This is a genomic window from Acinetobacter sp. 742879 (assembly GCF_000588535.1).
Taxonomy (GTDB): domain Bacteria; phylum Pseudomonadota; class Gammaproteobacteria; order Pseudomonadales; family Moraxellaceae; genus Acinetobacter; species Acinetobacter pittii.
In genome coordinates this window covers 62,558-88,937 of sequence record NZ_JFYC01000004.1, presented here as the reverse complement: position 1 = coordinate 88,937, position 26,380 = coordinate 62,558, and the positions used below count along the sequence as shown (strand labels likewise).

The window sequence follows — 26,380 nt, the reverse complement described above, 5'->3', positions numbered from 1 at the left end:
GTTCAATATATTTGTAAACTCTCAGGATTATAGCCTTAGAAGCTGAACTTGTGAAATTGTAATTAAAAGTACGGGTGTATATACAAATATATATACATGTGTATAATAATTAAAAAAGAGCGACAGAGCCTTCAATTATGCAAGCAATCGAAAAGAGAAATTCTCTATTCAATTCATTGACACAAGCCATCTTTGATAAAGAAATGGCTAATTTCTGGCTGCAAAAAGTTAATCCTTTATGGTCTGTAAAGCACGGACTTGTTCAAATTGTAAAAAAAGAATTTGTCGCTCATGACATGGTGAGCCTGACGCTAAAATGCAACCGCCTAGTAAAAATGGGTGTTGCAGGCCAGCATCATCCTGTGATTGTAGAAATTGCCGGTCGTCGCTATGAACGTACTTATAGTTTGACGCAAATTGATGCGCAGCACTTACGTTTAACCGTAAAAAAAGTTGCAGACGGTATTGTGAGTAACTGGTTTATTTCTGAAAGCAAAATCGGTGATGTTTTTGAGCTTGGTCAACCTTATGGTGACATGCAACAAAACATCAAAACACCGAATTTAATTATGTTGGCTGCGGGTAGTGGTATTACCCCAATGTTGAGCTTGATTACTGCGATTAAACAAAGCCAGCAGTTAGATAAAGTTCAGGTGCAACTTTTATATTGGGTGAAACAACGTTCAGATGCAGCTTTTGTTGAATACTTTGAAAAAGTTGCGCAGCAATATCCGAATTTTAATTATCAGGTTTTCTATACACAAGAAACCCCAAATGATGAACGTTTAAATGCAGAGCATTTAGCATTAGTTGATGATGTAGAAAACAGCACAATTTATGCGTGTGGTCCTTCTGGTTTTGTAGCGTCTGTTGAGCAGTTATTTGAAAACGCTCCAGCCGTTTTAACAGAAGCATTTAGCTTAACAAATGAAAGCTCTGCCGATGATATTGGTTATGTGAATGTCACATTAACCCAGTCTAATAAGGTGATTGCAATTCCTAAAGGCCAGTCAATTCTGGTTAGCCTTGAACATGAAGGTCTTAAACCAACTCATGGTTGCCGTATGGGAATTTGTAATAAATGTGTTTGTAATAAATCCCAAGGTTCAACACGTAATTTACTTAACGGTAGCGAAAACACTGAACCAAGCCAATTACTCAAAATTTGTGTGAACTCAGCAAAATCCGATCTAGTTATTGATCTTTAAGAGAGAACTCTTATGAATATGCCAGTGAAAGTCGAATATTTTAAAAATCCTAAAAATCGAGATTTGACTCCAGCAGAACTTGATGCATTTGCAAAAGAGCTCGATCAGATCAAGCAAGAAGTATTGGATGATTTGGGCGAAAAAGACGCTAAGTATATCCGCCGTGTTTATGCTGCGATTCGTTATAGTAGCTTTTTAGGTCGTGCATGTTTGTTTGCAGGTTGGTTCCCACCAGCGTGGATTTTAGGAACAGGTCTATTAGGCTTCTCTAAAATTATGGAAAACATGGAACTCGGTCATAACGTAATGCACGGTCAATATGACTGGATGAACGATCCTAAATTTAATGGTCAAACTTACGAGTGGGATACTGTCGGTACTTCTGATAACTGGCGCCAAACTCATAACTATAAACATCACACCTATACCAACATTAAAGGTATTGATGATGACATTGGTTACGGTTTACTTCGTTTATTCCCAGAGCAACGCTGGAAGCCGGGTTTCTTACTTCAACCTGTTTATAGCATCCCATTCTGTTTATTGTTCCAATGGGGCGTAGCTATTCAGAATCTTGAAATTGGACGTGTCCTTTATAAACGTAAGAGTATGGCAAAGTTCTTGGAAGAGTTAAAACCTGTTAATAAAAAGATTGGTAAACAACTTTTTAAAGACTATGTTTTCTTCCCTTTAATTGCAGGCCCAGCAGCTTTACCTGTATTCACTGGTAATTTGGTTGCGAATGGTCTTCGTAATATCTGGACATTTACGATTATTTTCTGTGGTCACTTCACAAAAGACGCAGAAGTATTTCCAAAGTCTGTTTTACAAGAAGAAAGCCGTGGTCACTGGTATATGCGCCAGATTCGTGGTTCTTCTAACTTGAAAGGTTCAGAAGCATTACATATTTTAAGCGGACATTTGAGCCATCAGATTGAGCACCATTTATTCCCTGATATCCCAGCGCGTCGTTATCGCCAAATGGCTCCAAAAGTTGAAGCTGTATGTAAAAAATATGGTCTAAATTATAACAACGCAAGTTTGGCTAAACAGTTTGGACAGGTGGTAGGCCGTATCTTTAAATATGCTTTACCTTTTAAAAAATAAGTCAAAAAAAAGCCCTGATGAGTTCAGGGCTTTTTTTAGAGAAACAAATTATTTAAACTGAATTGAACCGTTTGCATTTACAGTAATTTTAGACTCACCAGCTGCCATGTCTTGAGCTGGTGCAGCTTCGGCCATAGCAAATTTAGCCATGCTGGCACGCATTACAGGTTGTGGGAAATAGTTATTTGTGTTCAGGTTTAGAGTGACCAAAGTATATTGGTTTTTATTCCAAGCTTGGGTCAACATTTGAGCACGTTGTTGGAAGTTTTTAGATGCTTCTACCATTAACTCATTTTCAACTTTTTTACGTTGCTCATCAGAAACCGTAAAGTTAATTGATTGAGTGTGGAAGTTTTGCTGTAATTCGTTTACTAACTGGCTAGCAGCTTTAAAGTCTTTACTTTCAAGACGGATTTCAGCGCGGCCACGCCATTCTTTTAACTTATTACTATCGTTATCGTAAATTGGATAAGTGCTTTGAGCACCAGTTTCCACTTTTACTTGTGGATATTTACGAGAAACATTAAGTGCCTGATTCATCAGCTGATTAATTTGGTTTGAAAGCTCGGCTGGTTGTTTGTTACTTTTTTCAATATATAAAGTTGCATGCATTTCATCATTAGAAACTTGGCGAGAAGCTTCTGCTTGTACATTTACAATATTGTAGTTCAAAGCATTATCATCCTGAGCAAAAACTAAAGGGCTAAGGAGAGAACCTAAAAGAAGGGTGGATACGGCTAAAGTACGCATAAATTTTTCCTTTAAAAATTAATATAAATTTAATTTTTTTCATTAGGAAATGTTAAACATAACTTATGCATAACTTTTGCAGATTTTGTGGCGTATTTGTAATATTCAGATCAGGTTTTTTTAAATTTTGGTAAATATAAAGTCTTTAAAAATTAAAAGCTTAAAATTAAAGTGTTTCAATGTAACTTAAAAAATCAAAGTAATATAAAAAAAGAATATTTTCTTTAGGTTGTCACATAGTATGATGATAATTCATCATAACTATTGGGATGATACATTTTTTCAATAAGATTAGATGAGTAAAGTACATAAAAGACGTTTTTTTTCTTGTAAAATTAGGTATCATCGCGCTCCTAGTTACAAGATATAAAATAAGTGTCTTTACTAGTTCTATAAAGCACCGAGTCAAAGGACCAATCGTCACCAGACTTATTTCTTTCTCCCCCTATCAGAGATGGTAATCCGATATGAGCGTTACTTCCGTTAACCCTGCCACTAATGCTACTAACGAATATTATTTGACTCGCCAAAGTCAAATGGAATCAAATGTTCGTAGCTATCCACGTAAATTACCGTTAGCGATAGCGAAAGCACAAGGATGCTGGGTTACTGATGTTGAAGGTACACAGTACCTTGATTGTTTAGCTGGGGCAGGTACATTGGCTTTAGGTCATAATCATCCTGCGGTGATTCAAAGTATTCAAGATACTTTGGCAAGTGGTTTGCCATTGCATACTTTAGACTTAACCACACCTTTAAAAGATGCATTCACTGAAGCATTGTTAGCATATTTACCTGGTGGTAAAGAAGAATACTGCTTGCAGTTCTGTGGTCCTGCTGGTGCAGACGCAACTGAAGCAGCAATTAAACTTGCTAAGACTTACACTGGCCGTAGCTCAGTGATCAGTTTCTCAGGCGGTTATCATGGTATGACCCATGGTGCGCTTGCTATGACTGGTAACTTAAGTGCAAAAAATGCAGTTAACGGTTTAATGCCAGGCGTACAATTCATGCCATATCCGCATGAATACCGCTGCCCACTTGGTTTAGGTGGTGAAGCTGGTGTTGACGCTTTAACTTACTACTTTGAAAACTTTATTGAAGATGTAGAAAGCGGTGTAACAAAACCGGCTGCTGTTATTCTTGAAGCGATTCAAGGTGAAGGCGGCGTAGTTACAGCTCCAGTAAAATGGTTGCAAAAAATCCGTGAAGTGACTGAAAAGCACAACATCGTTTTAATTTTAGACGAAGTTCAAGCTGGCTTTGCACGTTCAGGCAAAATGTTTGCATTTGAACATGCAGGTATTGAACCTGATGTTGTTGTAATGTCTAAAGCAGTAGGTGGTGGTTTACCACTTGCAGTATTAGGTATTAAACGTAAATTTGATGCTTGGCAGCCTGCTGGTCACACGGGTACTTTCCGTGGTAACCAACTTGCTATGGGTACTGGTCTTGTCGTATTAAAAACGATTAGCGAACAAAATCTTGCTCAAAATGCGCAAGAGCGTGGTGACTTCTTACAAGCTGAATTTAAAAAATTAGCTCAAGAATTCCCATGTATCGGTAACGTACGTGGTCGTGGTTTAATGATCGGTGTTGAGATCGTTGACGAGCGTAAACCAGCTGATCGTATTGGTTCGCATCCTGCTGACTCACAATTAGCTGCTGCAATTCAAACTGCTTGTTTCAACAATAAATTATTGCTTGAAAAAGGTGGTCGTAACGGTACAGTAATTCGTTTACTTTGCCCGCTTATCATCACTCAAGACGAGTGTGTTGAAGTAGTTGCTCGCTTTAAGAAAGCAATTGCAGAAGCATTGGTTGCAGTACGAGGCGCATAAGTATGGTGGATTTTGCAGAACATCGTAAAGCGTTACTCTGCAATGATGCACAATCCATTGCTGACTATGAGTCAGCAATGGGCGAAGCGGTAAAAGCCGTTTCAGCATGGTTGCAAAATGAAAAGATGTACACTGGTGGTAGCATTAAAGAATTGCGTTCAGCAATTTCTTTCCAACCTTCAAAAGAAGGTATGGGTGTACAAGAATCTCTTCAACGTATGATTGAGCTTTTCTTGAATAAAAGCTTGAAAGTACATCATCCACATTCATTAGCACATTTACACTGCCCAACCATGGTGATGAGCCAGATTGCGGAAGTGTTAATCAATGCAACTAACCAATCTATGGACTCATGGGATCAAAGCCCGGCAGGTTCATTAATGGAAGTTCAGCTCATTGATTGGTTGCGTCAAAAAGTAGGTTATGGTTCTGGTCAGGCTGGTGTTTTCACTTCTGGCGGTACTCAATCTAACTTGATGGGTGTATTGCTTGCTCGTGACTGGTGCATCTCGAAAAACTGGAAAGACGAAAATGGTAATCCATGGTCTGTACAGCGTGATGGTATTCCTGCCGATGCAATGAAAAACGTCAAAGTCATTTGTTCTGAAAATGCGCATTTCTCTGTGCAAAAGAACATGGCAATGATGGGTATGGGCTTCCAGTCAGTTGTAACTGTTCCTGTGAATGAAAATGCACAGATGGATGTAGATGCTCTCGAAAAAACGATGGCGCATCTTCAGTCTGAAGGTAAAGTTGTTGCTTGTGTCGTTGCGACAGCAGGTACAACCGATGCTGGTGCAATTGACCCATTGAAGAAAATCCGTGAAATTACCAATAAATATGGTTCATGGATGCATATCGATGCGGCATGGGGCGGTGCATTAATTCTGTCAAATGACTATCGTGCAATGCTTGATGGTATTGAGTTGTCTGACTCGATTACCCTCGACTTCCATAAGCATTATTTCCAAAGCATTAGCTGTGGCGCGTTCTTGTTGAAAGATGAAGCGAACTATCGTTTCATGCACTACGAAGCTGAATACTTGAACTCTGCTTATGACGAAGAGCACGGTGTACCAAACCTTGTGTCTAAGTCATTACAAACGACTCGTCGTTTTGATGCATTGAAATTGTGGATGACAATCGAATCACTAGGTGAAGACCTTTATGGTTCAATGATTGACCATGGTGTAAAACTTACTCGTGAAGTTGCAGATTACATCAAGGCAACTGAAGGTTTAGAACTTTTAGTTGAGCCACAGTTTGCTTCGGTATTGTTCCGTGTTGTGCCACAAGACTACCCAGTTGAGTTTATCGATAGCTTGAACCAAAACGTAGCGGACGAATTGTTTGCACGTGGTGAAGCAAATATCGGTGTAACAAAAGTGGGTAATGTACAGTCATTGAAAATGACAACATTAAGCCCTGTTGTGACATTCGAAAACGTCAAAAACCTTTTAGGTCAAGTATTGGCTGAAGCTGACCGCATTAAAGATGCAATTGCTTCTGGTAACTATGTACCACCAATTGACTAATTAAGTTGATAACAAAAAAAGCTCGGTTTATTACCGGGCTTTTTTATGGCAGATTGTTTTTATTTGGATTGTGTATGAAGAAAAGAATACATGCACAAATCATGCATATTTTCAAAAAACAAAAATAATTATGCATGATTTATGGGGAGCAAATTTCTTATTGTATTGGTATGTCCCCAATATTTTTGGTCACATTGATATATCAATATCGTACTTACTTTAAATAATCCCGCTTTAACTGAAAAAAGTAAGTGGCTGTAATTACAATTAAGACAAGGAAGAAGAAATGCAACAAGCGAATATGCTCAATGAATTTAAACTCATTATTGGCGGTCAACTTTGTTCAGGTGAACAAGGTGAACTAGAAATTCTTAACCCTGCTACTGGCTTAACTGCTGCACGTTGTGCAAAAGCATCGGTTGCGCAAGTAAATCAGGCAGTGAGTGCTGCTAAACAAGCATCTAAAGCTTGGCAACAAGTTTCACACGAAGAGCGTAAGTTAATCTTGAACAAGATTGCCGATGGCATTGAAAAGCACGCTGAAATGCTCGCAGAGTTGGTTGTGCTTGAACAAGGTAAGCCATTGGCACTTGCTCAAATGGAAGTGCAGGGCGCAATTGGCTGGACTCGCTATGCGGCTGCGATGGATTTACCTGTAGAAGTAATTGAAGACAGTGAAACCAAGCGTATTGAGCGCCATCGCCAACCATTAGGTGTAGTGGCTTCAATTACACCATGGAACTGGCCACTGATGATTGCAGTTTGGCACATCATGCCTGCCTTACGCGCGGGTAACGTTGTGATTAGCAAACCTTCTGAATACACACCACTATCAACTTTGCGTTTATGTGAAATCATTCAGCAAGAAGTTCCTGCTGGTGTAATTTCGATTGTGGTTGGTGCTGGTGAGATTGGCGAAGCATTATCTTCTCATCCAGATGTACAAAAAGTTGTATTTACGGGTTCAACTCGAACAGGCCAGCACATTATGGCGGGTGCAGCTCAGCAGCTAAAACACTTAACTTTAGAGTTGGGTGGTAATGATGCTGGTATTGTATTACCAGATGCAAATATCGATGAAATTGCACCTAAGATTTTTAATATGGCGTTCTTGAATGCCGGTCAAACATGTGCAGCCTTAAAGCGCTTATACGTTCATGAAAGCCAGTATGAAGCTTTATCTCAAAAGTTAGCTGATATTGCCAACGCTCAAGTTGTGGGTGATGGTATGGCATCTTCTACAACATTTGGTCCAGTACAAAACCAAATGCAATATAACAAAGTAAAAGCACTTATTACTGAAGCGATTGAACAGGGTGCAAAAGCACTTTCTGGGCAACAGCAGCTACCAGAGCAGGGCTACTTTATTGCGCCAACTATTTTGACTGAAGTTTCTGACTCTTGCCGCGTGGTACAAGAAGAGCAATTTGGTCCAGTGTTACCTGTTTTAAAATATACCGATATCAACGATGCTATTGCTCGTGCCAATGACAGTGAGTTTGGTTTAGGTGGCTCAATCTGGTCGTCAGATATTAAAGCAGCACAGACTTACGCTAGTCAGCTTCAATGCGGAACTGTTTGGATTAATACCCATGCTGAGGTTCTACCTCATGCACCTTTTGGTGGCTGGAAAATGTCTGGCCTAGGTGCTGAATTTGGCTTGGAAGGGTTACTTGAAAATACGATTGGGCAAACGGTTCATATCAGTAAAGTCTAAATATTAATTTTAAGGCGGATCTAGTATCCGCCTTTTTATTTTCACTTTTATGAGTGAAAAGCTGAGTTAGTTTATTGAGAGTGATGATAGCTCATGCTTTTAGGTTTGATTAAAAAATGATTCTGTTCTTTAATTTTTTTAAGAACAATGTAAGACTTTATGTGCCCTATAAAATTATAAGAAAGTAATCTTTCAGTCACAAATTGAGAAAGCTGTTCTAAGTTTTCAGCAACGACTTTTAAAATAAAATCCGCATCGCCACTAATTGAAAACGCATCTTGAATGTTGTCTTCAGCTTCAATGAGCTCTTGAAAAGCCTGTTGTGATTTTGCCTCGTGTGTCCTTAAATTAATGTGAATCATTGCTGTAACTTCCAGCCCTAGCGCCTGTTGTTGAATGCGCGCCGTGTAACCGAGAATCACACCTTTTTGCTCGAGCAATTGACGTCGTCTTGAACATTGCGAAGCAGATAAACCGATTAAATCTCCAATTTCCTGATTGGTGAGTCGTCCATTCTTTTGTAGTGCCTGAATGATTTGCCAGTCGAACTTATCCATTGCATAAAATCCTTTTATGATACACAAATCATGTATTTTTATTAAAATGCGTTTTCATTATGCACGAAATCTAAAAGATAGATGAAATATTATTTTTCTATGGAATAAAAATTGGTCTCAAAGGATATAGAGCAATGTTCATAGAAATTGGTGAATTTTTAAATCTTCGTCTAAAACAAATGGGTATCCAACATCTTTTTGGTGTACCTGGTGATTTTAACCTCTCATATCTAGAACAAGTTGAAGCAGACCCACAACTCGAATTTATTGGAAATTGTAATGAATTAAATGCTGCCTATGCAGCAGACGGTTATGCACGAATTAACGGCTTTTCTGCCTTGGCAACCACTTATGGGGTAGGTGACTTGAGTGCGATTAATGGTATTGCAGGGGCCTATGCAGAAAATGTACCGCTTATTCATATCTCAGGTATTCCACCTTTACATGCAGTTCAAAAGGGCACTCTCATACACCATACGTTAGTTGATGGTAACTACGACAACATTATGAACTGTATGAAAGAGTTCACTGTTGCCCAAACACGTTTAACTCCAGCAAATGCAGCCTTTGAAATTGACCGCGTGTTACGTCAGTGTTTCCTTGAGCGTCGTCCTGTACACATTCAACTACCAGGCGATATTACCCACGTTAAAATTGAAGTATCTGAGCGTCCGCTTGACCTAAGTTATCCAGCTGTTGAACCTGAATTATTACAAACTGTGGTAAGCAAACTTTGTGACATTATTGAGAATGCTCAAAGCCCAGCACTTCTTATTGATAATGAAGCTTCGGTTTTTGGTGTAACGTCGCTTTTAAATGATCTATCTCAAAAATGCTCAATCCCATTTGCAGGTATGAATACTGCAAAAAATATTATGGATGAAGGCTCGCCTCGTTATATCGGGACTTATGTAGGTGGGGCAAGCCAACCCCATGTGAAAAATATCATTGAGCAATCTGACTGCCTAATTGGTATTGGTGCACGCTTTACCGATGTTGGCTCAGCTGTATTTACGCATCAAATTGAAACCAAAAACTACATCGAAATTAAATCTTATGGCTTAAATATTTTTGGTCAGGATTTTCCAGGTATTGAAATTGGACAATTACTTGTCGAGCTAAATAAAAAAGTTGCACCACGTAAATCGTCAACACCTCTTCTTGAAAAACAACCGCAGAAAGTAGTTGAAGCTCCAGCTCAACAAAAGCTAAGCCAAGATGTGCTTTGGAACTACATTTCAGGGTTCTTAAAAGAAGATGATGTAATTATTGGTGAAGTGGGAACATCAAACTCTGCTTTGTCAGGAATAAAGCTCCCTGCCACAGCTAAATATATTGCTCAGCCGCTTTGGGGTTCTATTGGTTACACCTTACCGGCTTTGCTTGGTAGTTTGTTAGCTGCTCCTGAGCGTCGTCAAATTCTGTTTATTGGTGATGGTTCATTCCAGCTTACGGTACAAGAGCTTTCTACGATTATTCGTCATGGTTTAAAACCAATCATTTTCTTGCTGAACAACGGTGGCTACACCATTGAGCGCCTAATTATGGGTGAAAATGCGGCCTATAACGACGTGCAAAACTGGAAATACACTGAAATTCCTGCGGTATTTAACGGTAAAAAAGGCCATACAACTTATGTGGTTGAAACAGCAGGGCAGCTAAAGAGCGTTTTAGACAATGTTCATTTAAATGACCAGTTAACTTTTATTGAATTAAAACTACCAGCAATGGATGCGCCAGTAAGTTTGAAAAAATTTGCTTCTGTGATTGCGCGTTTTGACTACGGCGATCGTGGCTACGAAATTTTAAAGGAGCGTTCCCAACCGATTAAATGTAAGGATGCAAGCTCGTTTTAAATAGAAGATAGGACAAGTCTTCTCAAAATTAAATGGACTCATATTAAAGCAACTTATGTCCGAAGGTCGGTTCCTGATCTTCGGATGTAGTGCTGAATAAAGGTGTACAGGAAGTGACACCAACATTGGAGATAATGTTATGGATGCAAACAATAAGCACGAGTTAAAACAAGGCTTATCCAATCGGCATATTCAACTCATCGCACTCGGAGGGGCGATTGGTACAGGATTATTCTTAGGTCTTTCACAAACAATTAAATTGGCTGGTCCTTCAATTTTATTAGGATATGCAATTGCAGGTATTATTGCCTTTTTAATTATGCGCCATTTAGGTGAAATGGTTGTTGAAGAGCCGGTTAGTGGTTCTTTTAGTTATTTTGCGAACAAATACTGGGGCAAAATGGCGGGATTTATGTCTGGCTGGAACTATTGGGTATTATATGTACTCGTCAGTATGGCTGAATTAAGTGCGATTGGGACATTTATACAGTTTTGGTGGCCTGAAATTCCGACATGGCTGACTGCTTTATTTTTCTTTATTTTAATTAACGGCATTAACTTGGTAAATGTTCGCTTTTTTGGGGAATCCGAGTTCTTATTTTCCTGCATTAAAATTGTTGCCATTTTAAGCATGATTGGTTTCGGTACTTATCTTTTACTTTCAGGCTCAGCAGGTCCGCAAGCGGGTGTTGCAAATTTATGGCAACACGGTGGTTTTTTCCCGCATGGGATTCACGGTTTTGTCATGGCTTTGGCTGTCATTATGTTTGCATTTGGTGGCTTGGAATTAATTGGTATTGCAGCAGCTGAAACGAAGAAACCTGAAACGACTATTCCTAAAGCAGTAAATCAGATTGTTTACCGTATCCTGATTTTTTATATCGGTGCAATCGGTATTCTTTTATGTCTTTATCCATGGAACATGGTTGCAGAAGGCGGCAGTCCATTTGTCATGATTTTCCAGTCACTCAATAGTAACGGTGTTGCGAACGTTCTGAACTTTGTGGTCTTAATTGCTGCTATTTCAGTTTATAACAGCTGTATCTATTGTAATAGTCGTATGTTACATGGTTTGGCAGAGCAGGGTAATGCTCCTGCAATTTTGAAAAAAGTAAACAGTCGCGGTATTCCAGTTCCAGCAGCAGTTGTTTCTGCATCTATCACAGCAATATGTGTGGTCGTGAATTATCTGATTCCTGGTCAAGCTTTTCAGCTCTTCATGATGCTTGTGGTGGCTGCACTTGTCATTAACTGGCTCATGATTTCAGTGACGCATTTGAAATTTACTAAAGCAATGAAATTGCAAAGACGCCAAACTAAGTTCCAAAGCATTATGAGTCCTTGGAGTAATTATTTAACCATTAGCTTTGTATGCTTTATTCTTATTATTATGGCGATGACTCCAGATATGAGATTGGCAGTTATTTTAGGGCCAATCTGGCTTGTTGTTTTAGCTGTGATGTGCTTCTTAAAATATCGTAAAAAAATGGTTGTTCTGCCAGAAGTACAATCGAATTGATCCTTTAAATTGACAATGATATTGCGGTTATCAGCCTTAGGGTCGGTAACCCTTTATCTTTTGTCATATTATTTTCATGTTACAAAGAAATTGTTTTTTTCTAGAAATTTTTAATAATAATTTTAATGACAGAAAATATTTAAATAATAAAATTAATAAATCACTAAATTACCGTTTTTTAATATATTTATAATACCTTTTGTTTTTATATTTTATAAAAAATAAAAATTTAATATTTTTAGTTAATGTCATAATATAGATTGATAGAGAGGGTTAAATAATCTCTGCATTTAAAATAACTAATTGATAATACATAAAAAATATTAATGTGACAGTTAACAATATCGAAATCATTAAAGCGTCATCATACTGTAACTTAATTGTCATATTTTCTATTCACAATGCAGCTATCGAAGAGCGTACAAGCACTCAACAAAAAGTGACGTACAACCTATTGCATTAATGAGAGAGAACAGAATGCGCTTAAATCCACGTCAAATCGCAATTGCGTTAGCAGTAACTGGGGCAGCTGTAACAACGACTGCAAATGCAGCTCGTGATACGATTCAAATTGCTGGTTCTTCAACTGTATTACCATTTGCCAGCGTTGTAGCTGAAGAGTTTGGTAATACTTTCCCTCAATTTAAAACTCCTGTAGTTGGTTCTGGCGGTTCTTCTGCTGGTTTGAAACAATTCTGTCAAGGTGTTGGCGATAACACGATCGACGTTGCTAACGCTTCTCGTAAAATTAAAAGCACTGAAATCGAAGCTTGTAACAAAGCTGGTGTAAAACAAATTCAAGAAATCAAAATCGGTTATGACGGTATTGTATTCGCGTCTAACTCACACAAAGCAGCTTATAAATTAAAACCTTACCATGTGTTTGCTGCTTTAGCTGCACAGTTGCCCTCAAAAGGTAAATTGGTTCCAAACCCATATACAAACTGGAATCAAATTGATAAAACACTTCCAAATGAACCGATTACGCTTGTAATCCCTGCATCTAACCACGGTACTCGTGAAGTTTTCCAAGAGAAAATGGTTGAAGCTGGTTGTGAAGCATATGAATACTTCAAGAGCTTAGACAAAGATGCTCAGAAGAAAGCATGTTCTACTTTCCGTAAAGATGGCCGTGTAATTGAAATCGCTGGCGACTATACAGAAACATTAGCGCGCTTAAAAACTTCTCCAAGTGCTGTAGGCGTGTTTGGTTTAAGTTTCTATGACATGAACCGTGACAAGTTACGTGTAGCAACAGTAAACAACGTTGTTCCATCTGAGAAGACAGTATTGAATGGTACATACCCTGTATCTCGCCCATTGTACTTCTACGTGAAAGGCGAACACTTAAAATCAGTTAAAGGCTTACCGCAATATGTAGAATATTTCGTAAGCAAGAAAGCAACTGGTAAAGGTTCTAAAGCTGAACGTGATGGTTTAATCGCGATGTCTGATGCTGAACGTGCAAAAGTTTTAGCTGACTTTAAAGCAGGTAAAACTGTTAAATAAGTTAGTTTGAATGAAGGCTGGTGATCTTAAGAGTTCATCAGCCTTTTTGTCTAACTTGTTTTTCCAAATTATGACAATTGAGAAAACAGTGGAGAGTACATGAATCTGCTACTTATCGGTGTGTTGTTAGCCCTCGTGGCAATTGCATATCAACTTGGGCTGAGAAAGAGCCGTAACATAGCAGGTAAGGGAAGCAACTCGGCGACGTTACATTCTCGTCCTGGTTATTATGGCGCACTGGTTGGTCTTTGGTGCGGTATCCCTGCTTTTTTAATTTTGATCATTTGGAACTTGGTTGAACCAAGTATTTTAAATCATATTATTTTTAATAATATTCCGGCGTCTGTAAGTGCTTCTCTTGATGAAGCGGGTAGAAGTGTATTGGTTGATCGTGTTCAATCAATTGCTTCAGGTTTTGGGGTGAGCGATAAACCGGCAGCCTACGAATTAGCTGCTGCTCAACAGTTTGCAAAATTTCAAACCATTGGCTCTTTTGCCAAATTTGCTGTTGTAATTTGTGCTGCTTTATTGGGGTTGGTTTGGGCAAAGAAAAAAATCAGCCAACAATATCGTGCTCGTAACCAAGTTGAACGTGCCATTAATGTTGGTTTGATTTTATGTTCTGGTGTTGCGATTTTGACAACCATCGGTATCGTAATGTCGATGTTTGGCGAAGCAATGCACTTCTTCCGTTTTGTCAGTCCAATGGACTTTTTCTTTGGTACAGAATGGAATCCGGGCTTTAGTACTTCTGGTAATGCTGAAGGCAGTTATGGTTTATTACCATTGCTATGGGGTACGCTCATGGTCAGTGGTATCGCTCTACTCGTTGCTGTACCAGTTGGATTAATGATCGCAATTTATTTAGCTGAATATGCTTCACCATGGTTCCGCTCATGGGCAAAACCAACAATTGAAGTCTTAGCTGGTATTCCAACAATTGTTTATGGTGTATTTGCCATGATGATTATTGGACCATTCTTTAAAGCAGCGGGTGCATATGTTGGTTTAGAGATTAATGCGACGAGTGCTTTAACTGCTGGCTTTGTAATGGGAATTATGATTATCCCGTTTGTGTCATCTTTGTCTGATGACATTATTACTCAAGTCCCGCGTGCACTACGTGACGGTTCTTTAGGACTTGGTGCGACTAAGTCTGAGACAATTCGTCAAGTTGTATTACCGGCAGCTTTACCGGGGATTACAGGCGCTTTCTTATTGGCAGTCTCTCGCGCTGTTGGGGAAACCATGATTGTGGTTTTAGCAGCAGGGAATAGTCCACTTTTACACGCAAATCCATTTGAAGCTGTTTCGACAGTGACAGTAACTATTGTAAAACAGTTGACTGGAGATACAGACTTCTCAAGTCCACAAGCATTGGTTGCATTCGCGCTAGGTTTAACACTATTTGTTATTACCTTGGGATTAAATATTGTAGCACTGTACATTGTGCGTAAATACCGTGAGCAATACGAATGAGTACATCAAATACATCGTCTCCTATGGATCAGAACGTATTTGATCCGAAAACTGCTGCCGAAACACGTGAACGACGTAAACAGGTTATTGAAAAATCTTTGGCTAAACGTCATCGCAAAGAAAAAGCTTTCCGTTTTGCGGGTTTCTCGGCAGTCATTATTGGTCTTGCATTCGTTGCTCTCTTGTTCGGTAGTATCTTGGCAAAAGGTTTACCTGCTTTTTGGCAAACCAGTATGAATGTTCCAATTTACTTTGACCCTAAAGTGATTGATGCAGGCCCAGTACCTGTACGTACTCAAGGTGAAACACCTGCGCATTACCAAGAACGTTATGTTGATTGGCAAACTAAAATGGGTATGGTCGATTGGGATGGCATCATTGTAAATGGAATGATTGCTAAAGATCCTGCACTTGCATCACAACGTGACTACCTAAGCAGCTTATATGCAAGCTCGGAAGCTTATCGCCTACGTGATATGGTTTTTGCAGATCCATCACTCATTGGTAAAAAAGAAAACATTACCTTTTTAGGTGACGCGAACGTCGATGTTTGGTTAAAAGGTAATATTGATCGTTCATTACCAGATGATCAGCAACAACTCGATCCAGAAGTGCGTAAGCTTGCAGATGAGTTAAAGGCGAAAGGTGTTCTTGAAAGTACATTTAACTTGAACTTATTTAAGAATCCTGACTCTCGTAGTTCTCCAGCAATTAGTGGTCTTGCAGGTGCATTCATGGGTTCATTATTCATGATGCTCATCGTGATCATCATTGCGATCCCAATTGGTGTTGCCAGCGCAATCTATCTCGAAGAGTTTGCTCCAAAAAATGTTCTTACCGATATTATTGAAGTTAACATCAATAACCTTGCTGCTGTTCCTTCAATTGTATTTGGTCTACTTGGTGCTGCAATTTTCATTGGTTGGATGCATTTGCCTTTATCAGCTCCGTTGGTGGGTGGTTTGGTTTTAAGCTTAATGACACTGCCAACAGTGATTATTACCACGCGTGCTTCATTAAAAGCAGTGCCACCTTCTATTCGACAAGCGGCACTTGGTTTGGGAGCTTCTAAGTTCCAAACCATTTTTCATCACGTTTTACCGTTGGCATTACCGGGCATTATGACAGGTGCAATTATTGGTGTTGCACATGCGCTTGGTGAAACCGCACCTTTACTTTTAATTGGAATGAGTGCATTCGTTGCAAGTATTCCAGCAACTCCATTTGATCAAGCAACTGCTTTACCTGTACAGGTTTATTTATGGCAGGGTAATGAGTTGCGTAACTTCTTCGAAGGCCGTACTGCTGCTGCGATTATCGTACTACTTGCATTAATGATTGGTTTAAACAGTCTTGCAATTTGGTTACGTAAAAAGTTCGAAGTGCGTTGGTAATAGAGGATAAATCATGAATACTATTGATATTACGAATTCCTTAGAAAAGGATAAGTTAGTGAATACTGAACAATCTCAATTTACAGATAAATCGCTGAATCATGGCACTTCGTATGTTTCGCATTTTGAACCACATACTTCAAAAAAGCAGAACTCAAACGAAATTAAAATTAGTGCACAAGATGCCCATGTTTACTATGGTGATTTTGAAGCTATCAAGGGTATTGACCTAGATATTTACCAAAATGAAGTGATCGCATTTATTGGTCCTTCAGGCTGTGGTAAATCAACGTTTCTTCGTACGTTAAACCGTATGAACGATACGATTGATGGTTGCCGCGTAACAGGTAAAATTACCCTTGATAACCACAATATTTATGACCCAAATCTAGACGTTGTATTATTGCGTGCTCAGGTTGGTATGGTGTTCCAAAAGCCAAACCCATTCCCTAAATCTATTTTTGACAACGTGGCTTATGGTCCTAAACTCCACGGATTAGCGCGTGATAAATATGACCTAGAAGAAATTGTTGAAAATAGCTTACGTAAAGCTGGTTTGTGGGATGAGGTTAAAGACCGTTTGAACCAGCCAGGTACAGGTTTATCAGGTGGTCAGCAACAACGTTTATGTATTGCACGTACCATTGCTGTTAGTCCTGAAGTGATTTTAATGGATGAGCCGTGTTCTGCACTCGATCCAATTGCAACAGCAAAAGTAGAAGAACTTATTTCTGAATTGTCAAATCAATACACAATTGTGATTGTGACTCACTCAATGCAACAAGCGGCACGTGTTTCTGATCGTACTGCTTATTTCCATTTAGGTGACTTGATTGAAGTCAACTCAACTGAAAAAGTCTTTACTCAGCCTGACCATCAGTTAACGGAAGCGTATATTACTGGTCGCTTCGGTTGATTAATAAACAATAAAAGAAAAAGAGCCATGTGCTCTTTTTTTTATTTTATAAATGAAAATGACTCTATTTTGCAAAATCGCTATTGAATTTTAATCAAAAGGACCACATCTTAAGGCTATAAAGATAAACTTATGAGCTTAGAATTTTATGTTATTCCATTTGCCTAAACTCCCTGCGGAAATACGTGTCAGCCATTTAAATGCACGTGTCAATGAACAGAGAAAAAAAATTGCGCAAACTACGGCAAGCCGTTTAGAACTTTTACAATTAGCTCAACAACTTGCTAAAGAAGCTAAAATTCGCCGTAAAAATAATCAGAAGATTTTTGTTTTAGATTTCAAAGGTGATATTCAAGCTTCGGCAGTTGAAAATTTGCGTGAAGAAATTACCCTGATTTTAGCAACTGCTAAAGCAGGACGTGATCGTATTGTAGTTCGTCTGGAAAGCCCAGGTGGTATGGTCCATGGTTATGGTCTAGCAGCAGCTCAGTTGGTGCGTTTACGCGATGCAGGTTTTCATTTAACGATTTGTGTGGATAAAGTCGCTGCAAGTGGTGGCTATATGATGGCATGTATTGCAAATGAAATTATTGCAGCGCCGTTTGCTATTGTGGGTTCAATTGGTGTGGTTGCTCAAGTTCCAAACTTTAATCGTCTTTTAAAAGAACACAATGTGGATTTTGAGCTTTACACAGCAGGGCAGTATAAGCGTACTGTAACTATGTTTGGTGAAAATACGCCTGAAGGTAAAGCGAAGTTCGAAGAAGAGCTGCAACAAACTCATGTTTTATTTAAGCACTTTGTAGAAAAATATCGCCCACAGCTTAATGTTGATAAAGTGGCGACAGGTGAACATTGGTATGGTGAAGATGCGCTAGATCTGAACCTTGTTGATAAATTAAAAACATCTGATGAGTACTTATTAGCTTTATTGCCGCAACATGATGTGTATGTCATTAATACACGTAAGAAAGCGACTTTAGGTGAAAAGCTGGGTTTACAAGCAGCGCAAATGGCCGATAGTTTGATTCCTACTGTAATGAGCAAAGTCATGGAAAGCCTAGCAAAAGCGAACACGACGCTTGTACAAGTACGTGATCCAAAACTATAAGTTTATCTAATTCAAATGTTATAAAAAGACCAGCTTAAATGCTGGTTTTTTTATAAAGTTAATATTCAAAATTATCTGATTAAATGTGCTTAGATTTTTAATGGAAAGTAAAAAATAAATATTGATAAATATAATTTTTGAATTGTGATAAACAGAGGGTTTTGATATTTTAAACAGCAATAAAATAGCTTTTAAATGAAATATTTAAAAAGTTAGACATTTAAAAATATAACTGAAATTTAGGACAGGAAATAATGACAAGAATAATTGTAGCATCCAAAGAGGGTTTGGACGTTCTGCAAGATGGTCAACTCAATAAGGTAGTGTTAAGTAAACCTTCTATTATTCAAATTGGCGTAAGTCAAAAAGATATAGCATCGGTGGAAAAACAAGGTGGAAATCTAGTCGTCCATTTAAAAAATGGAGAGACTATTGTCTTAGAAAATTTCTTTAATGAAGCAACGAATACAACAGAACATTCACTTGTTCTTCCGACTGAGCATGGAAAATTTGTTGAGGCACAATTTGATGCTCAGGGTAAGGTAATCGACTATACAGGTTTAAACCATGTCACAGATTTAGCCTATACCAGCACGAGCCAACCAGCCTCAACAATGGCGGTTGATGATTCCCCAACTTTTTCGATGGGTAACGTGCTAAAAGCAGGTTTAGCGGTTTTAGCCGCTGAAGGTTTATATCTTTGGGCTTTTGATAATGATGACAAAGATGATTCTTCAGGACCTGTAGATATCTTAGCTCCTGCTGCACCGACTGCTACTGTTGCGGATGATACCGTTACGGTTACTGGTAAAGCCGAAGCAAATGCAAAAATTTATATTAAAGATGCTGCTGGTAATACGGTCGCAACGGGTGTTGCAGATGCAAGTGGAAATTTTACAATTAAACTCGATAAGCCTTTAGCAAATGGGAATAAATTAAATGTTTTAGCTGAGGATGCTGCTGGTAATATTTCTAAACCAGGTATTGTGACTGGTAGTAAAGACACAATTGCTCCAGATGCTCCCCAAACTCAGCTGAGTGATGATGGCTCATTGGTAACTGGTAAAACTGAAGCAAATGCAAAAATCACTGTTTATGATGCTAGTGATAATGTACTAGGCACTGTAACTGCAAATAAAGATGGTATTTTTTCTTTAAAGCTTACTCCTCCATTGACGAGTGACGTGGGTGGAAAAGTTATAGCTGAAGATGCAGCGGGTAATAAATCTGAACCAACTAAAATTATTGCCGGAAAGGATACTTTCGCTCCAGATGTTCCTTTAGTTGAAGTCAATAAAGAAGGTACCACGGTTGAAGGACAAACTGAGCCTAATGCAAAAGTTCAGATAAAAGATGCTGATGGTAAAGTAATTGGTACGGGTACCGCAAACGCTCAAGGCGAATTTCAAATTACGCTTTCTCCAGCATTAAAAGAGTCACAAAAGGCAACAGTTGTTGTTGAAGATGCAGCAGGTAATACCTCTAAACCTTTAGAAGTTTCTCCAAGTTATGACTCTATTGCACCTGATAAACCTGTTGCTCAAATTAATGCTGATGGAACAACCGTAACAGGTACAACCGAAGCAAATGCAAAAGTTGAAATTAAAGATACGACAGGTAAGGTCATTGGTACGGGAACGGCAGATGCAAATGGAAAATTTACAATTACGATTTCGCCTGCTTTAACTGATAACAAACATGCTTCAGTTGCGGCTATTGATAGTGCAGGAAATAAATCTGAGGTTCTTGATATTATTGGTACTAAGGACACAACACCACCTGCAAAACCTGTTTTAAACAGTGTGGATGATGATGTTGGTGCTCTAAAAGGTGCGATTACTGCTGGTTCAGAAACTGACGATGCAAGACCAAAGCTCACAGGTTCAGGTGAGGCAAATGCAACTTTAACCATTTATGATAATGGTGTTGCTATTGGGATTGTAAATGTAAGTAGTAGTCGATCATGGAGCTTTACACTCGATAAAGACTTAGCAATTGGTAAACATACTATTACTTTAACTCAAACAGATGCAGCAGGCCTTACAAGTGAAGTGAGTTCACCATTTACGTTTTATGTGGTCGCTCCAAAGGCTGCCAGTTTAAGTGAGGTAGCTGTTGATACTGCTCATACAGAAACTGTATCTGTTGCTGATAGCGTTGGGTTAAATACATTAAAGTTAGTACAAAGCACAACAAATGAAACGGATAGCCAGCAGCAGAAATCTGTACTATTAGATGATTTGTTAAAAAGCTCTACGTCTAGTGAACCAGACCCAATTGAAACTCTTTTGCCTTCAGCAGCAGTAAAGCCTACTCAGGTAAATGATCAGAGTGATGTAACTACGAACGCTAGTAATATCACAGGCAATCTTGAGCATGTTTTACCTGATACGACTTCTTCGGTTTTACAAAGCCTTTTAGAACAAACCTATCCTGTTGTCTAAAGTGATCTTAAAAAAAGCGCTCATTGAGCGCTTTTTTATTTATGAGTTATTTGTTTTAGATGGAAGCATCAGTGCAAGAAGTCCATAGAAAATTGCCCCAATAGTTGCTAACAGCATATCTTTATGGGCATCCCACATATCGCCTTGTTGCCCATTATAATTTTCGGCTTCTTCGGGAGATAATCCAATAGCAATTGCCCATTCAATAAGTTCATATAAAACACTTGATGCCATTACAAATTGAACCACTAGCAAAAAAAGACTGAATGGCTTTACGGATGGTAACCACACTTGAAACACGCGATAAGTAAGAGGGTAAAGAAAAATACCATAGGCAAGATGAACCAAACGATCATACATATTACGGGACCAACCCATGTATTGATCTAAATTAAAATTGAATGCTTGTTGTATCCAATCATTGTATGGAACGTATGAATACAGGTAATGTGCGCCAACAATATGGATGAGCAAAAACAGCAGATAGAAAGTAAAACTTAAAAAATCGAGTCCAATCTTCTTAAAAATAACAAAGAGCAAAATCAACATAAACACAGTGCCCGCTTGGTGAAGTAAATAGGCTTCAAATTCAAGAGGCTGAATAGCTGAAATAACAATCGCAATCAAAAGCAAGCCAAGAGCAATATAGTGTTTAAGTTTAAATTGTTTTTCGATCATTTTATGAAGTCTTTATTGTGATTTATATGAGTGTAATAAAAAAGCGAAGCCTAAGCTCCGCTTTTTGTAAACTTTTTAATTAGATTTTGCTAATTAAATCGTTAATTTGTTTCGCTTGTTCAGCTGCATTACCTGTGTAAGTTGCAGGAGTAAGTTCAGCTAAGCGCGCACGTTCTTCACTTGGTACTTGAGAAAGTTCATCACCATTTACGAAATTAACCATCATGTCACGAGTCATTGCTTGACCACGAGTTAATGCTTTTAATTTTTCGTATGGTTTTTCAATGTTGTAGCGACGCATTACAGTTTGAATTGGTTCAGCTAAAACTTCTTGAGCTTGGTCTAAATCTTCATTTAAACGGTTTGCATTTAACTCAAGTTTACCAACACCTTTTAAGCACGCATCGAAAGCAATTAAGCTTTGTGCAAAACCAACACCCATATTACGTAATACAGTTGAGTCAGTTAAGTCACGCTGCCAGCGTGAAATTGGTAATTTTTCACCTAAGTGAGCCAATACTGCATTTGCAATACCTAAGTTACCTTCAGAGTTTTCAAAGTCAATTGGGTTAACTTTGTGTGGCATTGTTGATGAACCAACTTCGCCTTCTTTCAATTTTTGTTTGAAATAACCTAAAGAGATGTAACCCCATACGTCACGGTTAAAGTCGATTAAAATCGTATTGAAACGACGTAACGCATCAAACAACTCTGCCATGTAGTCATGTGGTTCGATTTGAGTTGTATAAGGGTTGAATGTTAAACCTAAAGATTCAACAAAAGCTTGTGCGTGAGCAGCCCAATCAACATCTGGATAAGCAGAAAGGTGAGCATTGTAGTTACCTACAGCACCATTGATTTTGCCAAGTAACTCAACGTTTTCAAATTGTTTGATTTGACGAGCTAAACGGTATGCCACGTTCGCCATTTCTTTACCCAAAGTTGTTGGGCTAGCAGTTTGACCGTGTGTACGAGACAACATTGGTTGTTCAGCGTGAGTCGTTGCTAAAGCAGAGATCGCATTAAGGATTTGCTTCATGCTTGATACTAAAACTTCACGACCGTTTTTAAGCATAAGCGCGTGAGACAAGTTGTTGATGTCTTCAGAAGTACATGCAAAGTGAATGAATTCACCCGCATTTTGTAATTCAGCGATACCGGCAATTTTCTCTTTTAAGAAATACTCAACTGCTTTAACGTCATGGTTAGTTGTACGTTCAATCTCTTTAATGCGATTTGCATCTTCTTCAGAGAAGTTGCTAACAATTGCATCTAAAGCTGCATTTGTTTCGTTTGAAAAAGGTGCAACTTCAACAATTTCCGGACGGTTAGAAAGTGCTTGTAACCAACGCACTTCTACAGTGACACGAGCATGGATTAAACCAAACTCAGAAAGAAAAGGGCGTAGCGCATCACATTTGCTGGCATAACGCCCATCTAATGGTGATAGTGCGGTTAAAGCGTTCATAACGATTCCTTAATGTTGGAATAAACATAAAACTAAAAAAATCTCGTTTATAGTCTTAAACGACTTGGTACTGTAAACGAGCAAGTGCTTGAATATCCTGTAGCAATTTACGTTTGCTAAAAATCATGTTCCACGAACTACCGCCGAGTTGTCGCCATAAATGGGCCATTTGCAAGCCAGTAAACAGACAAGCACGGATGCGGTTAGTATGATTGGTATCTTTAAATGCTTCTGCATTACCACGAACTAAAATGCGTGGGTTAATCTGGCCAGCCGTATCAACATAAGTTTGCGCCAAATTAGCTAAAATGCTCGGGTGTAAGTAGTTATTATCAAAAAAAGACAGCTGTTTTAAAATTTTCTGCTGAGCTTTTTCAATGATTGCGACATATTCAGGGTTACTATAAACCTTTTTTTCTAGCTGTAAGAGCGACATCGCGTAGGACATTGGCAGTTTGGCCGTGCCCATTTTTGGAAGGCGAGACTTAGGCATGTTTGAAAAAGGTTGAGTAATACAATTTTCGAGTGTTTTAAGCCCTAAAGAGATATCTGCCAACTGATTAAAAAAATCTAAGGTTTGAACACCATTGTTGGCTGTAGGGCGAATATTTAAACTTGCTTTGATTAATAGTTCAAAATAGAAGTTACCACTTTCACCAATACTTTGCTGACCCGTCATGGCTGTCATATGGGTGAGCTGGGTGGCCTGAAATACCCCAGCCAAGGCAAGGGCACGGTTTTGGCGAACATTCAAGGCTTGTGATTGTTGAAATGGTAACTCCACCATGCCATTCATTCCCTTAAATAAAATTTGGTGTAGGGGCATTTGTATGGTGAATGACACCCCCGCCTAAGCAAACTTCATCTGAATAAAATACAACGCTTTGACCCGGTGTAACAGCACGCTGAGGTTCATCGAACTCAACGCGAACACCGTGTTCAGTGTTTTCATCAATAAAAATTGTACATCCCTGATCAGGTTGGCGATAACGCGTTTTAGCTGTACAGCGTAATCCTTCAACTGGAATATTTTGTTCACCAGCTACCCAGTCAATTGACTCACTCCACAGTTGAGTACTTTGCATGAGTGGGTGTTCATGTCCCTGACCAACAACGAGGCGATTATTTGCCAGATCTTTATGTAGTACGAACCATGCACCTTCAGCTGCACCCTTCAAACCACCTAGACCAATTCCACCGCGTTGACCGAGCGTATAGTACATCAGACCGTGATGTTCACCAACTTCTTTACCTGTATCAAGTACAATTTTCCCAGGCTGAGCGGGTAAATATTGTTTAAGGAAGTCATTAAAACGACGTTCCCCAATAAAACAGATTCCTGTTGAGTCCTTTTTCTTGGCTGTAGCAAGATCAAGTTCTTCAGCAATTCTGCGAACTTCAGGTTTTTCGATTTCACCTACTGGGAATAGTGTTTTATTAATTTCTCTACCATGAACGGCATGTAAGAAATAGGTTTGGTCTTTATTGTTATCTACACCACGTAATAATGGTGCGTATGCTTCGCCTTTAGAGTTATATGCGGTTTCACCACGGCGTGCATAATGACCAGTCGCAATAAAGTCTGCACCTAAAGTCATGGCATGATCTAAAAATGCGCGGAATTTAATTTCTTTATTACATAAAATATCTGGATTTGGCGTACGACCAGCAGCATATTCAGCTAGGAAAAGTTCAAACACTCGATCCCAATATTCCATCGCAAAGTTTGCTGTATGCAGCTTAATACCGATTTTATCAGCTACTGCTTGGGCATCAGCTAAGTCTTCCATTGCCGTACAGTATTCCGTGCCGTCGTCTTCCTCCCAGTTCTTCATGAAAAGACCTTCAACTTGATAACCCTGTTGAAGTAAAAGTGCTGCAGAAACAGAAGAGTCTACACCACCAGACATACCGACGATGACACGTTGTTGCATAGGACTAGGCATCCAAATGAGAAGTTAATGAGGGAGAGAAGGGGTGCTCATAGATAAGCGATAGAGGATAATGGTGGCCTTTCATAGCATCTTCAACTGCTTTTAGCACAAGAGGACTGCGAGCACGGGCAGATTCTTTGAGTTCATCCGGTGTCATCCACACAGCAGCGATAATACCTGTGTCGAGTTGAGGATCAATTTCAACCTGAGTTACATGCGCTAGAAAACAGAAACGGTAATAGGTGCGATCGGGAAACATTGGTGGGGTATAAGTATAAATACCAAGCAAGGCATCAATTTCAACATGATGGCCTGTTTCTTCAAGTGTTTCTCGAATGGCAGCTTCTGTTAATGACTCACCACATTCTACATGACCGGCAGGTTGGTTAAATACTGTGTGTACAAAACCTTCGCTATGCTCTTCTACAAACAGATAGCGTCCGTCTTTTTCTACGACTGTAGCAACAGTGACATGAGGAGTCCATGCGGCCATAAAAAAGCACCATGATTTAAAAGACGTATAATACGAAATTTAGGGGTTTTTGGCTACGATAAGATTTTTATAGATTACAGTATTATTTTATAAATCTTTTTACTCATCAAGATTTGTTATTTGCCATGAATTATTAATGGAGACTCTCTCAGCAGTTTGGCCGTAGTCAAGATCAAAAACTTCATTTAAGCTCGAATCTCTTAATATCATTTGTTCTAAGGCGACAAGACGAATATCTTCAGGTTCCTGATTACCTGTCAAAAATTGCCAATCTCCATCATGATCATGTACAACTCTTAAAATAGGTTGATTGAACTCCAGACACTGTCGAGTGGTGAAAACCCCTAAATTTTTGGCCTCTCTAAATTTAAAATCAGCATTTCGATCTAGTAAAGGCTGATCATAAATAAACTCTTCTTGATATCCATCTTCCCAAGGAAATTTGTCATTGCGATCAGTCCAGACTAATTGTAAAGCTGAGAATTTATTATGTTGGTAATAATTTAACGCCCCACCAAAATAATCATCAATATTCCTGAAGTCTACAGGTAAAAACTGAGCACGACTTTCTTTAAAAAACTGATCATCATAATCTTGATAGGAGGTAATTTTTTCGCCATTTTTAATTAGGTTTGCTACATCATTAATAATGAGATGAGCTAGATCCGTAGGTAATCCAAAACAAATAATTTCAGGATGCTGATAACTCTCATATAAACCCACACTGTAACTGAAAGAAGGTAAATAGTTCGTTGCACTAATTCCCATAACTTGTAATCCATATTTTTCAATATTGATTTTGATTTGGTTTATTAGCTCATGTTCAGTAGGGCAATTATGGGTATTATCTAAGCTCATTATTTA

General features: G+C 38.7%; 21 protein-coding genes. 13 read left to right on the top strand and 8 right to left on the bottom strand.

What is annotated here, in order from left to right; translation table 11 throughout:
• Positions 1–137: 137 nt before the first annotated feature.
• Positions 138–1,208 carry a ferredoxin reductase gene (locus J690_RS11280; protein WP_017399288.1) on the top strand — a complete coding sequence of 357 codons (1,071 nt, stop codon included), beginning with the start codon at positions 138–140 and terminating at the stop codon, positions 1,206–1,208.
• A 12-nt stretch (positions 1,209–1,220) separates the two neighbouring features.
• Entirely contained in the window at positions 1,221–2,315 is a 1,095-nt protein-coding gene (locus tag J690_RS11275) for a fatty acid desaturase family protein (RefSeq protein ID WP_002118415.1), read from the top strand.
• Between the two features lie 48 nt (positions 2,316–2,363).
• Here J690_RS11275 and J690_RS11270 read toward each other — a convergent pair whose 3' ends face one another.
• Positions 2,364–3,065: an SIMPL domain-containing protein gene (locus tag J690_RS11270; RefSeq protein ID WP_032035874.1), complete on the bottom strand. Its 702-nt coding sequence runs from the start codon at positions 3,063–3,065 to the stop codon at positions 2,364–2,366.
• Between the two features lie 467 nt (positions 3,066–3,532).
• On the opposite strand from J690_RS11270, the gene J690_RS11265 reads away from it, so the two are divergent.
• The 3 genes from J690_RS11265 (at position 3,533) to J690_RS11255 (ending at position 8,158) form a co-directional block, all read left to right on the top strand.
• Positions 3,533–4,906 carry a diaminobutyrate--2-oxoglutarate transaminase gene (locus J690_RS11265; protein ID WP_002118718.1) on the top strand — a complete coding sequence of 458 codons (1,374 nt, stop codon included), beginning with the start codon at positions 3,533–3,535 and terminating at the stop codon, positions 4,904–4,906.
• 2 nt (positions 4,907–4,908) lie between these two features.
• On the top strand, positions 4,909–6,441 hold the full coding sequence (locus J690_RS11260) for a pyridoxal phosphate-dependent decarboxylase family protein (RefSeq protein WP_032035873.1): 1,533 nt from the start codon (positions 4,909–4,911) through the stop codon (positions 6,439–6,441).
• Between the two features lie 286 nt (positions 6,442–6,727).
• Positions 6,728–8,158, top strand: a complete 1,431-nt coding sequence (locus tag J690_RS11255) for an aldehyde dehydrogenase family protein (RefSeq protein ID WP_032035871.1) — start codon at positions 6,728–6,730, stop codon at positions 8,156–8,158.
• A gap of 71 nt (positions 8,159–8,229) precedes the next feature.
• On the opposite strand, the gene J690_RS11250 is transcribed toward J690_RS11255, so the two are convergent.
• Complete coding sequence (locus J690_RS11250) at positions 8,230–8,715, bottom strand: Lrp/AsnC family transcriptional regulator (protein WP_000357090.1); 486 nt, start codon at positions 8,713–8,715, stop codon at positions 8,230–8,232.
• Between the two features lie 134 nt (positions 8,716–8,849).
• On the opposite strand from J690_RS11250, the gene J690_RS11245 reads away from it, so the two are divergent.
• The 8 genes from J690_RS11245 to blp2 all read left to right on the top strand — a co-directional run bounded on the left by J690_RS11245 (position 8,850) and on the right by blp2 (position 20,943).
• A complete protein-coding gene (locus J690_RS11245; protein WP_032035868.1) occupies positions 8,850–10,571 on the top strand; it encodes an alpha-keto acid decarboxylase family protein in 1,722 nt (573 codons plus the stop codon).
• 139 nt (positions 10,572–10,710) lie between these two features.
• A complete protein-coding gene (locus J690_RS11240) occupies positions 10,711–12,090 on the top strand; it encodes an amino acid permease (RefSeq protein ID WP_032035867.1) in 1,380 nt (459 codons plus the stop codon).
• 477 nt (positions 12,091–12,567) lie between these two features.
• On the top strand, positions 12,568–13,599 hold the full coding sequence (locus tag J690_RS11235) for a substrate-binding domain-containing protein (RefSeq protein WP_002118975.1): 1,032 nt from the start codon (positions 12,568–12,570) through the stop codon (positions 13,597–13,599).
• 99 nt (positions 13,600–13,698) lie between these two features.
• Positions 13,699–15,078, top strand: a complete 1,380-nt coding sequence (pstC, locus tag J690_RS11230) for a phosphate ABC transporter permease subunit PstC (RefSeq protein ID WP_002119004.1) — start codon at positions 13,699–13,701, stop codon at positions 15,076–15,078.
• Entirely contained in the window at positions 15,075–16,472 is a 1,398-nt protein-coding gene (pstA, locus tag J690_RS11225; protein ID WP_005073268.1) for a phosphate ABC transporter permease PstA, read from the top strand. Before pstC ends, pstA begins: the two co-directional genes overlap by 4 nt.
• A gap of 13 nt (positions 16,473–16,485) precedes the next feature.
• On the top strand, positions 16,486–17,388 hold the full coding sequence (gene pstB / locus J690_RS11220) for a phosphate ABC transporter ATP-binding protein PstB (protein ID WP_005067963.1): 903 nt from the start codon (positions 16,486–16,488) through the stop codon (positions 17,386–17,388).
• 148 nt (positions 17,389–17,536) lie between these two features.
• Positions 17,537–18,499: a protease SohB gene (gene sohB / locus J690_RS11215; RefSeq protein ID WP_032035864.1), complete on the top strand. Its 963-nt coding sequence runs from the start codon at positions 17,537–17,539 to the stop codon at positions 18,497–18,499.
• A 254-nt stretch (positions 18,500–18,753) separates the two neighbouring features.
• Positions 18,754–20,943 carry an Ig-like repeat protein Blp2 gene (gene blp2, locus J690_RS11210; protein WP_032035862.1) on the top strand — a complete coding sequence of 730 codons (2,190 nt, stop codon included), beginning with the start codon at positions 18,754–18,756 and terminating at the stop codon, positions 20,941–20,943.
• 39 nt (positions 20,944–20,982) lie between these two features.
• On the opposite strand, the gene J690_RS11205 is transcribed toward blp2, so the two are convergent.
• The 6 genes from J690_RS11205 to J690_RS11180 form a co-directional block, all read right to left on the bottom strand.
• Positions 20,983–21,621, bottom strand: coding sequence for a DUF2238 domain-containing protein (locus J690_RS11205; RefSeq protein WP_032035861.1), 639 nt, complete (start codon positions 21,619–21,621; stop codon positions 20,983–20,985).
• Positions 21,622–21,700: 79 nt separating this feature from the next.
• On the bottom strand, positions 21,701–23,089 hold the full coding sequence (gene purB, locus J690_RS11200; RefSeq protein ID WP_002118712.1) for an adenylosuccinate lyase: 1,389 nt from the start codon (positions 23,087–23,089) through the stop codon (positions 21,701–21,703).
• Between the two features lie 55 nt (positions 23,090–23,144).
• Complete coding sequence (gene hflD / locus J690_RS11195; protein ID WP_002118587.1) at positions 23,145–23,876, bottom strand: high frequency lysogenization protein HflD; 732 nt, start codon at positions 23,874–23,876, stop codon at positions 23,145–23,147.
• Between the two features lie 13 nt (positions 23,877–23,889).
• Positions 23,890–25,023 (bottom strand): tRNA 2-thiouridine(34) synthase MnmA, encoded by a 1,134-nt coding sequence (gene mnmA, locus J690_RS11190; protein WP_032035860.1) that lies wholly within the window; start codon positions 25,021–25,023, stop codon positions 23,890–23,892.
• Between the two features lie 4 nt (positions 25,024–25,027).
• Complete coding sequence (locus tag J690_RS11185; RefSeq protein WP_002119006.1) at positions 25,028–25,516, bottom strand: NUDIX hydrolase; 489 nt, start codon at positions 25,514–25,516, stop codon at positions 25,028–25,030.
• Between the two features lie 99 nt (positions 25,517–25,615).
• Complete coding sequence (locus J690_RS11180; RefSeq protein ID WP_032035858.1) at positions 25,616–26,374, bottom strand: DUF4262 domain-containing protein; 759 nt, start codon at positions 26,372–26,374, stop codon at positions 25,616–25,618.
• Between the last annotated feature and the right edge of the window lie 6 nt (positions 26,375–26,380).

What these genes read in the sequence shown, in the direction of transcription:
- J690_RS11245 (WP_032035868.1), top strand. Translation starts at nt 8,850, where the DNA reads ATGTTCATAGAAATTGGTGAATTTTTAAATCTTCGTCTAAAACAAATG.
- J690_RS11275 (WP_002118415.1), top strand. Translation starts at nt 1,221, where the DNA reads ATGAATATGCCAGTGAAAGTCGAATATTTTAAAAATCCTAAAAATCGA.
- J690_RS11255 (WP_032035871.1), top strand. Translation starts at nt 6,728, where the DNA reads ATGCAACAAGCGAATATGCTCAATGAATTTAAACTCATTATTGGCGGT.
- J690_RS11280 (WP_017399288.1), top strand. Translation starts at nt 138, where the DNA reads ATGCAAGCAATCGAAAAGAGAAATTCTCTATTCAATTCATTGACACAA.
- pstB (WP_005067963.1), top strand. Translation starts at nt 16,486, where the DNA reads ATGAATACTATTGATATTACGAATTCCTTAGAAAAGGATAAGTTAGTG.
- J690_RS11265 (WP_002118718.1), top strand. Translation starts at nt 3,533, where the DNA reads ATGAGCGTTACTTCCGTTAACCCTGCCACTAATGCTACTAACGAATAT.
- J690_RS11180 (WP_032035858.1), bottom strand. Translation starts at nt 26,374, where the DNA reads ATGAGCTTAGATAATACCCATAATTGCCCTACTGAACATGAGCTAATA.
- pstC (WP_002119004.1), top strand. Translation starts at nt 13,699, where the DNA reads ATGAATCTGCTACTTATCGGTGTGTTGTTAGCCCTCGTGGCAATTGCA.
- pstA (WP_005073268.1), top strand. Translation starts at nt 15,075, where the DNA reads ATGAGTACATCAAATACATCGTCTCCTATGGATCAGAACGTATTTGAT.
- J690_RS11250 (WP_000357090.1), bottom strand. Translation starts at nt 8,715, where the DNA reads ATGGATAAGTTCGACTGGCAAATCATTCAGGCACTACAAAAGAATGGA.
- sohB (WP_032035864.1), top strand. Translation starts at nt 17,537, where the DNA reads ATGTTATTCCATTTGCCTAAACTCCCTGCGGAAATACGTGTCAGCCAT.
- hflD (WP_002118587.1), bottom strand. Translation starts at nt 23,876, where the DNA reads ATGGTGGAGTTACCATTTCAACAATCACAAGCCTTGAATGTTCGCCAA.
- purB (WP_002118712.1), bottom strand. Translation starts at nt 23,089, where the DNA reads ATGAACGCTTTAACCGCACTATCACCATTAGATGGGCGTTATGCCAGC.
- J690_RS11240 (WP_032035867.1), top strand. Translation starts at nt 10,711, where the DNA reads ATGGATGCAAACAATAAGCACGAGTTAAAACAAGGCTTATCCAATCGG.
- J690_RS11235 (WP_002118975.1), top strand. Translation starts at nt 12,568, where the DNA reads ATGCGCTTAAATCCACGTCAAATCGCAATTGCGTTAGCAGTAACTGGG.
- blp2 (WP_032035862.1), top strand. Translation starts at nt 18,754, where the DNA reads ATGACAAGAATAATTGTAGCATCCAAAGAGGGTTTGGACGTTCTGCAA.
- J690_RS11185 (WP_002119006.1), bottom strand. Translation starts at nt 25,516, where the DNA reads ATGGCCGCATGGACTCCTCATGTCACTGTTGCTACAGTCGTAGAAAAA.
- J690_RS11270 (WP_032035874.1), bottom strand. Translation starts at nt 3,065, where the DNA reads ATGCGTACTTTAGCCGTATCCACCCTTCTTTTAGGTTCTCTCCTTAGC.
- J690_RS11260 (WP_032035873.1), top strand. Translation starts at nt 4,909, where the DNA reads ATGGTGGATTTTGCAGAACATCGTAAAGCGTTACTCTGCAATGATGCA.
- mnmA (WP_032035860.1), bottom strand. Translation starts at nt 25,023, where the DNA reads ATGCAACAACGTGTCATCGTCGGTATGTCTGGTGGTGTAGACTCTTCT.
- J690_RS11205 (WP_032035861.1), bottom strand. Translation starts at nt 21,621, where the DNA reads ATGATCGAAAAACAATTTAAACTTAAACACTATATTGCTCTTGGCTTG.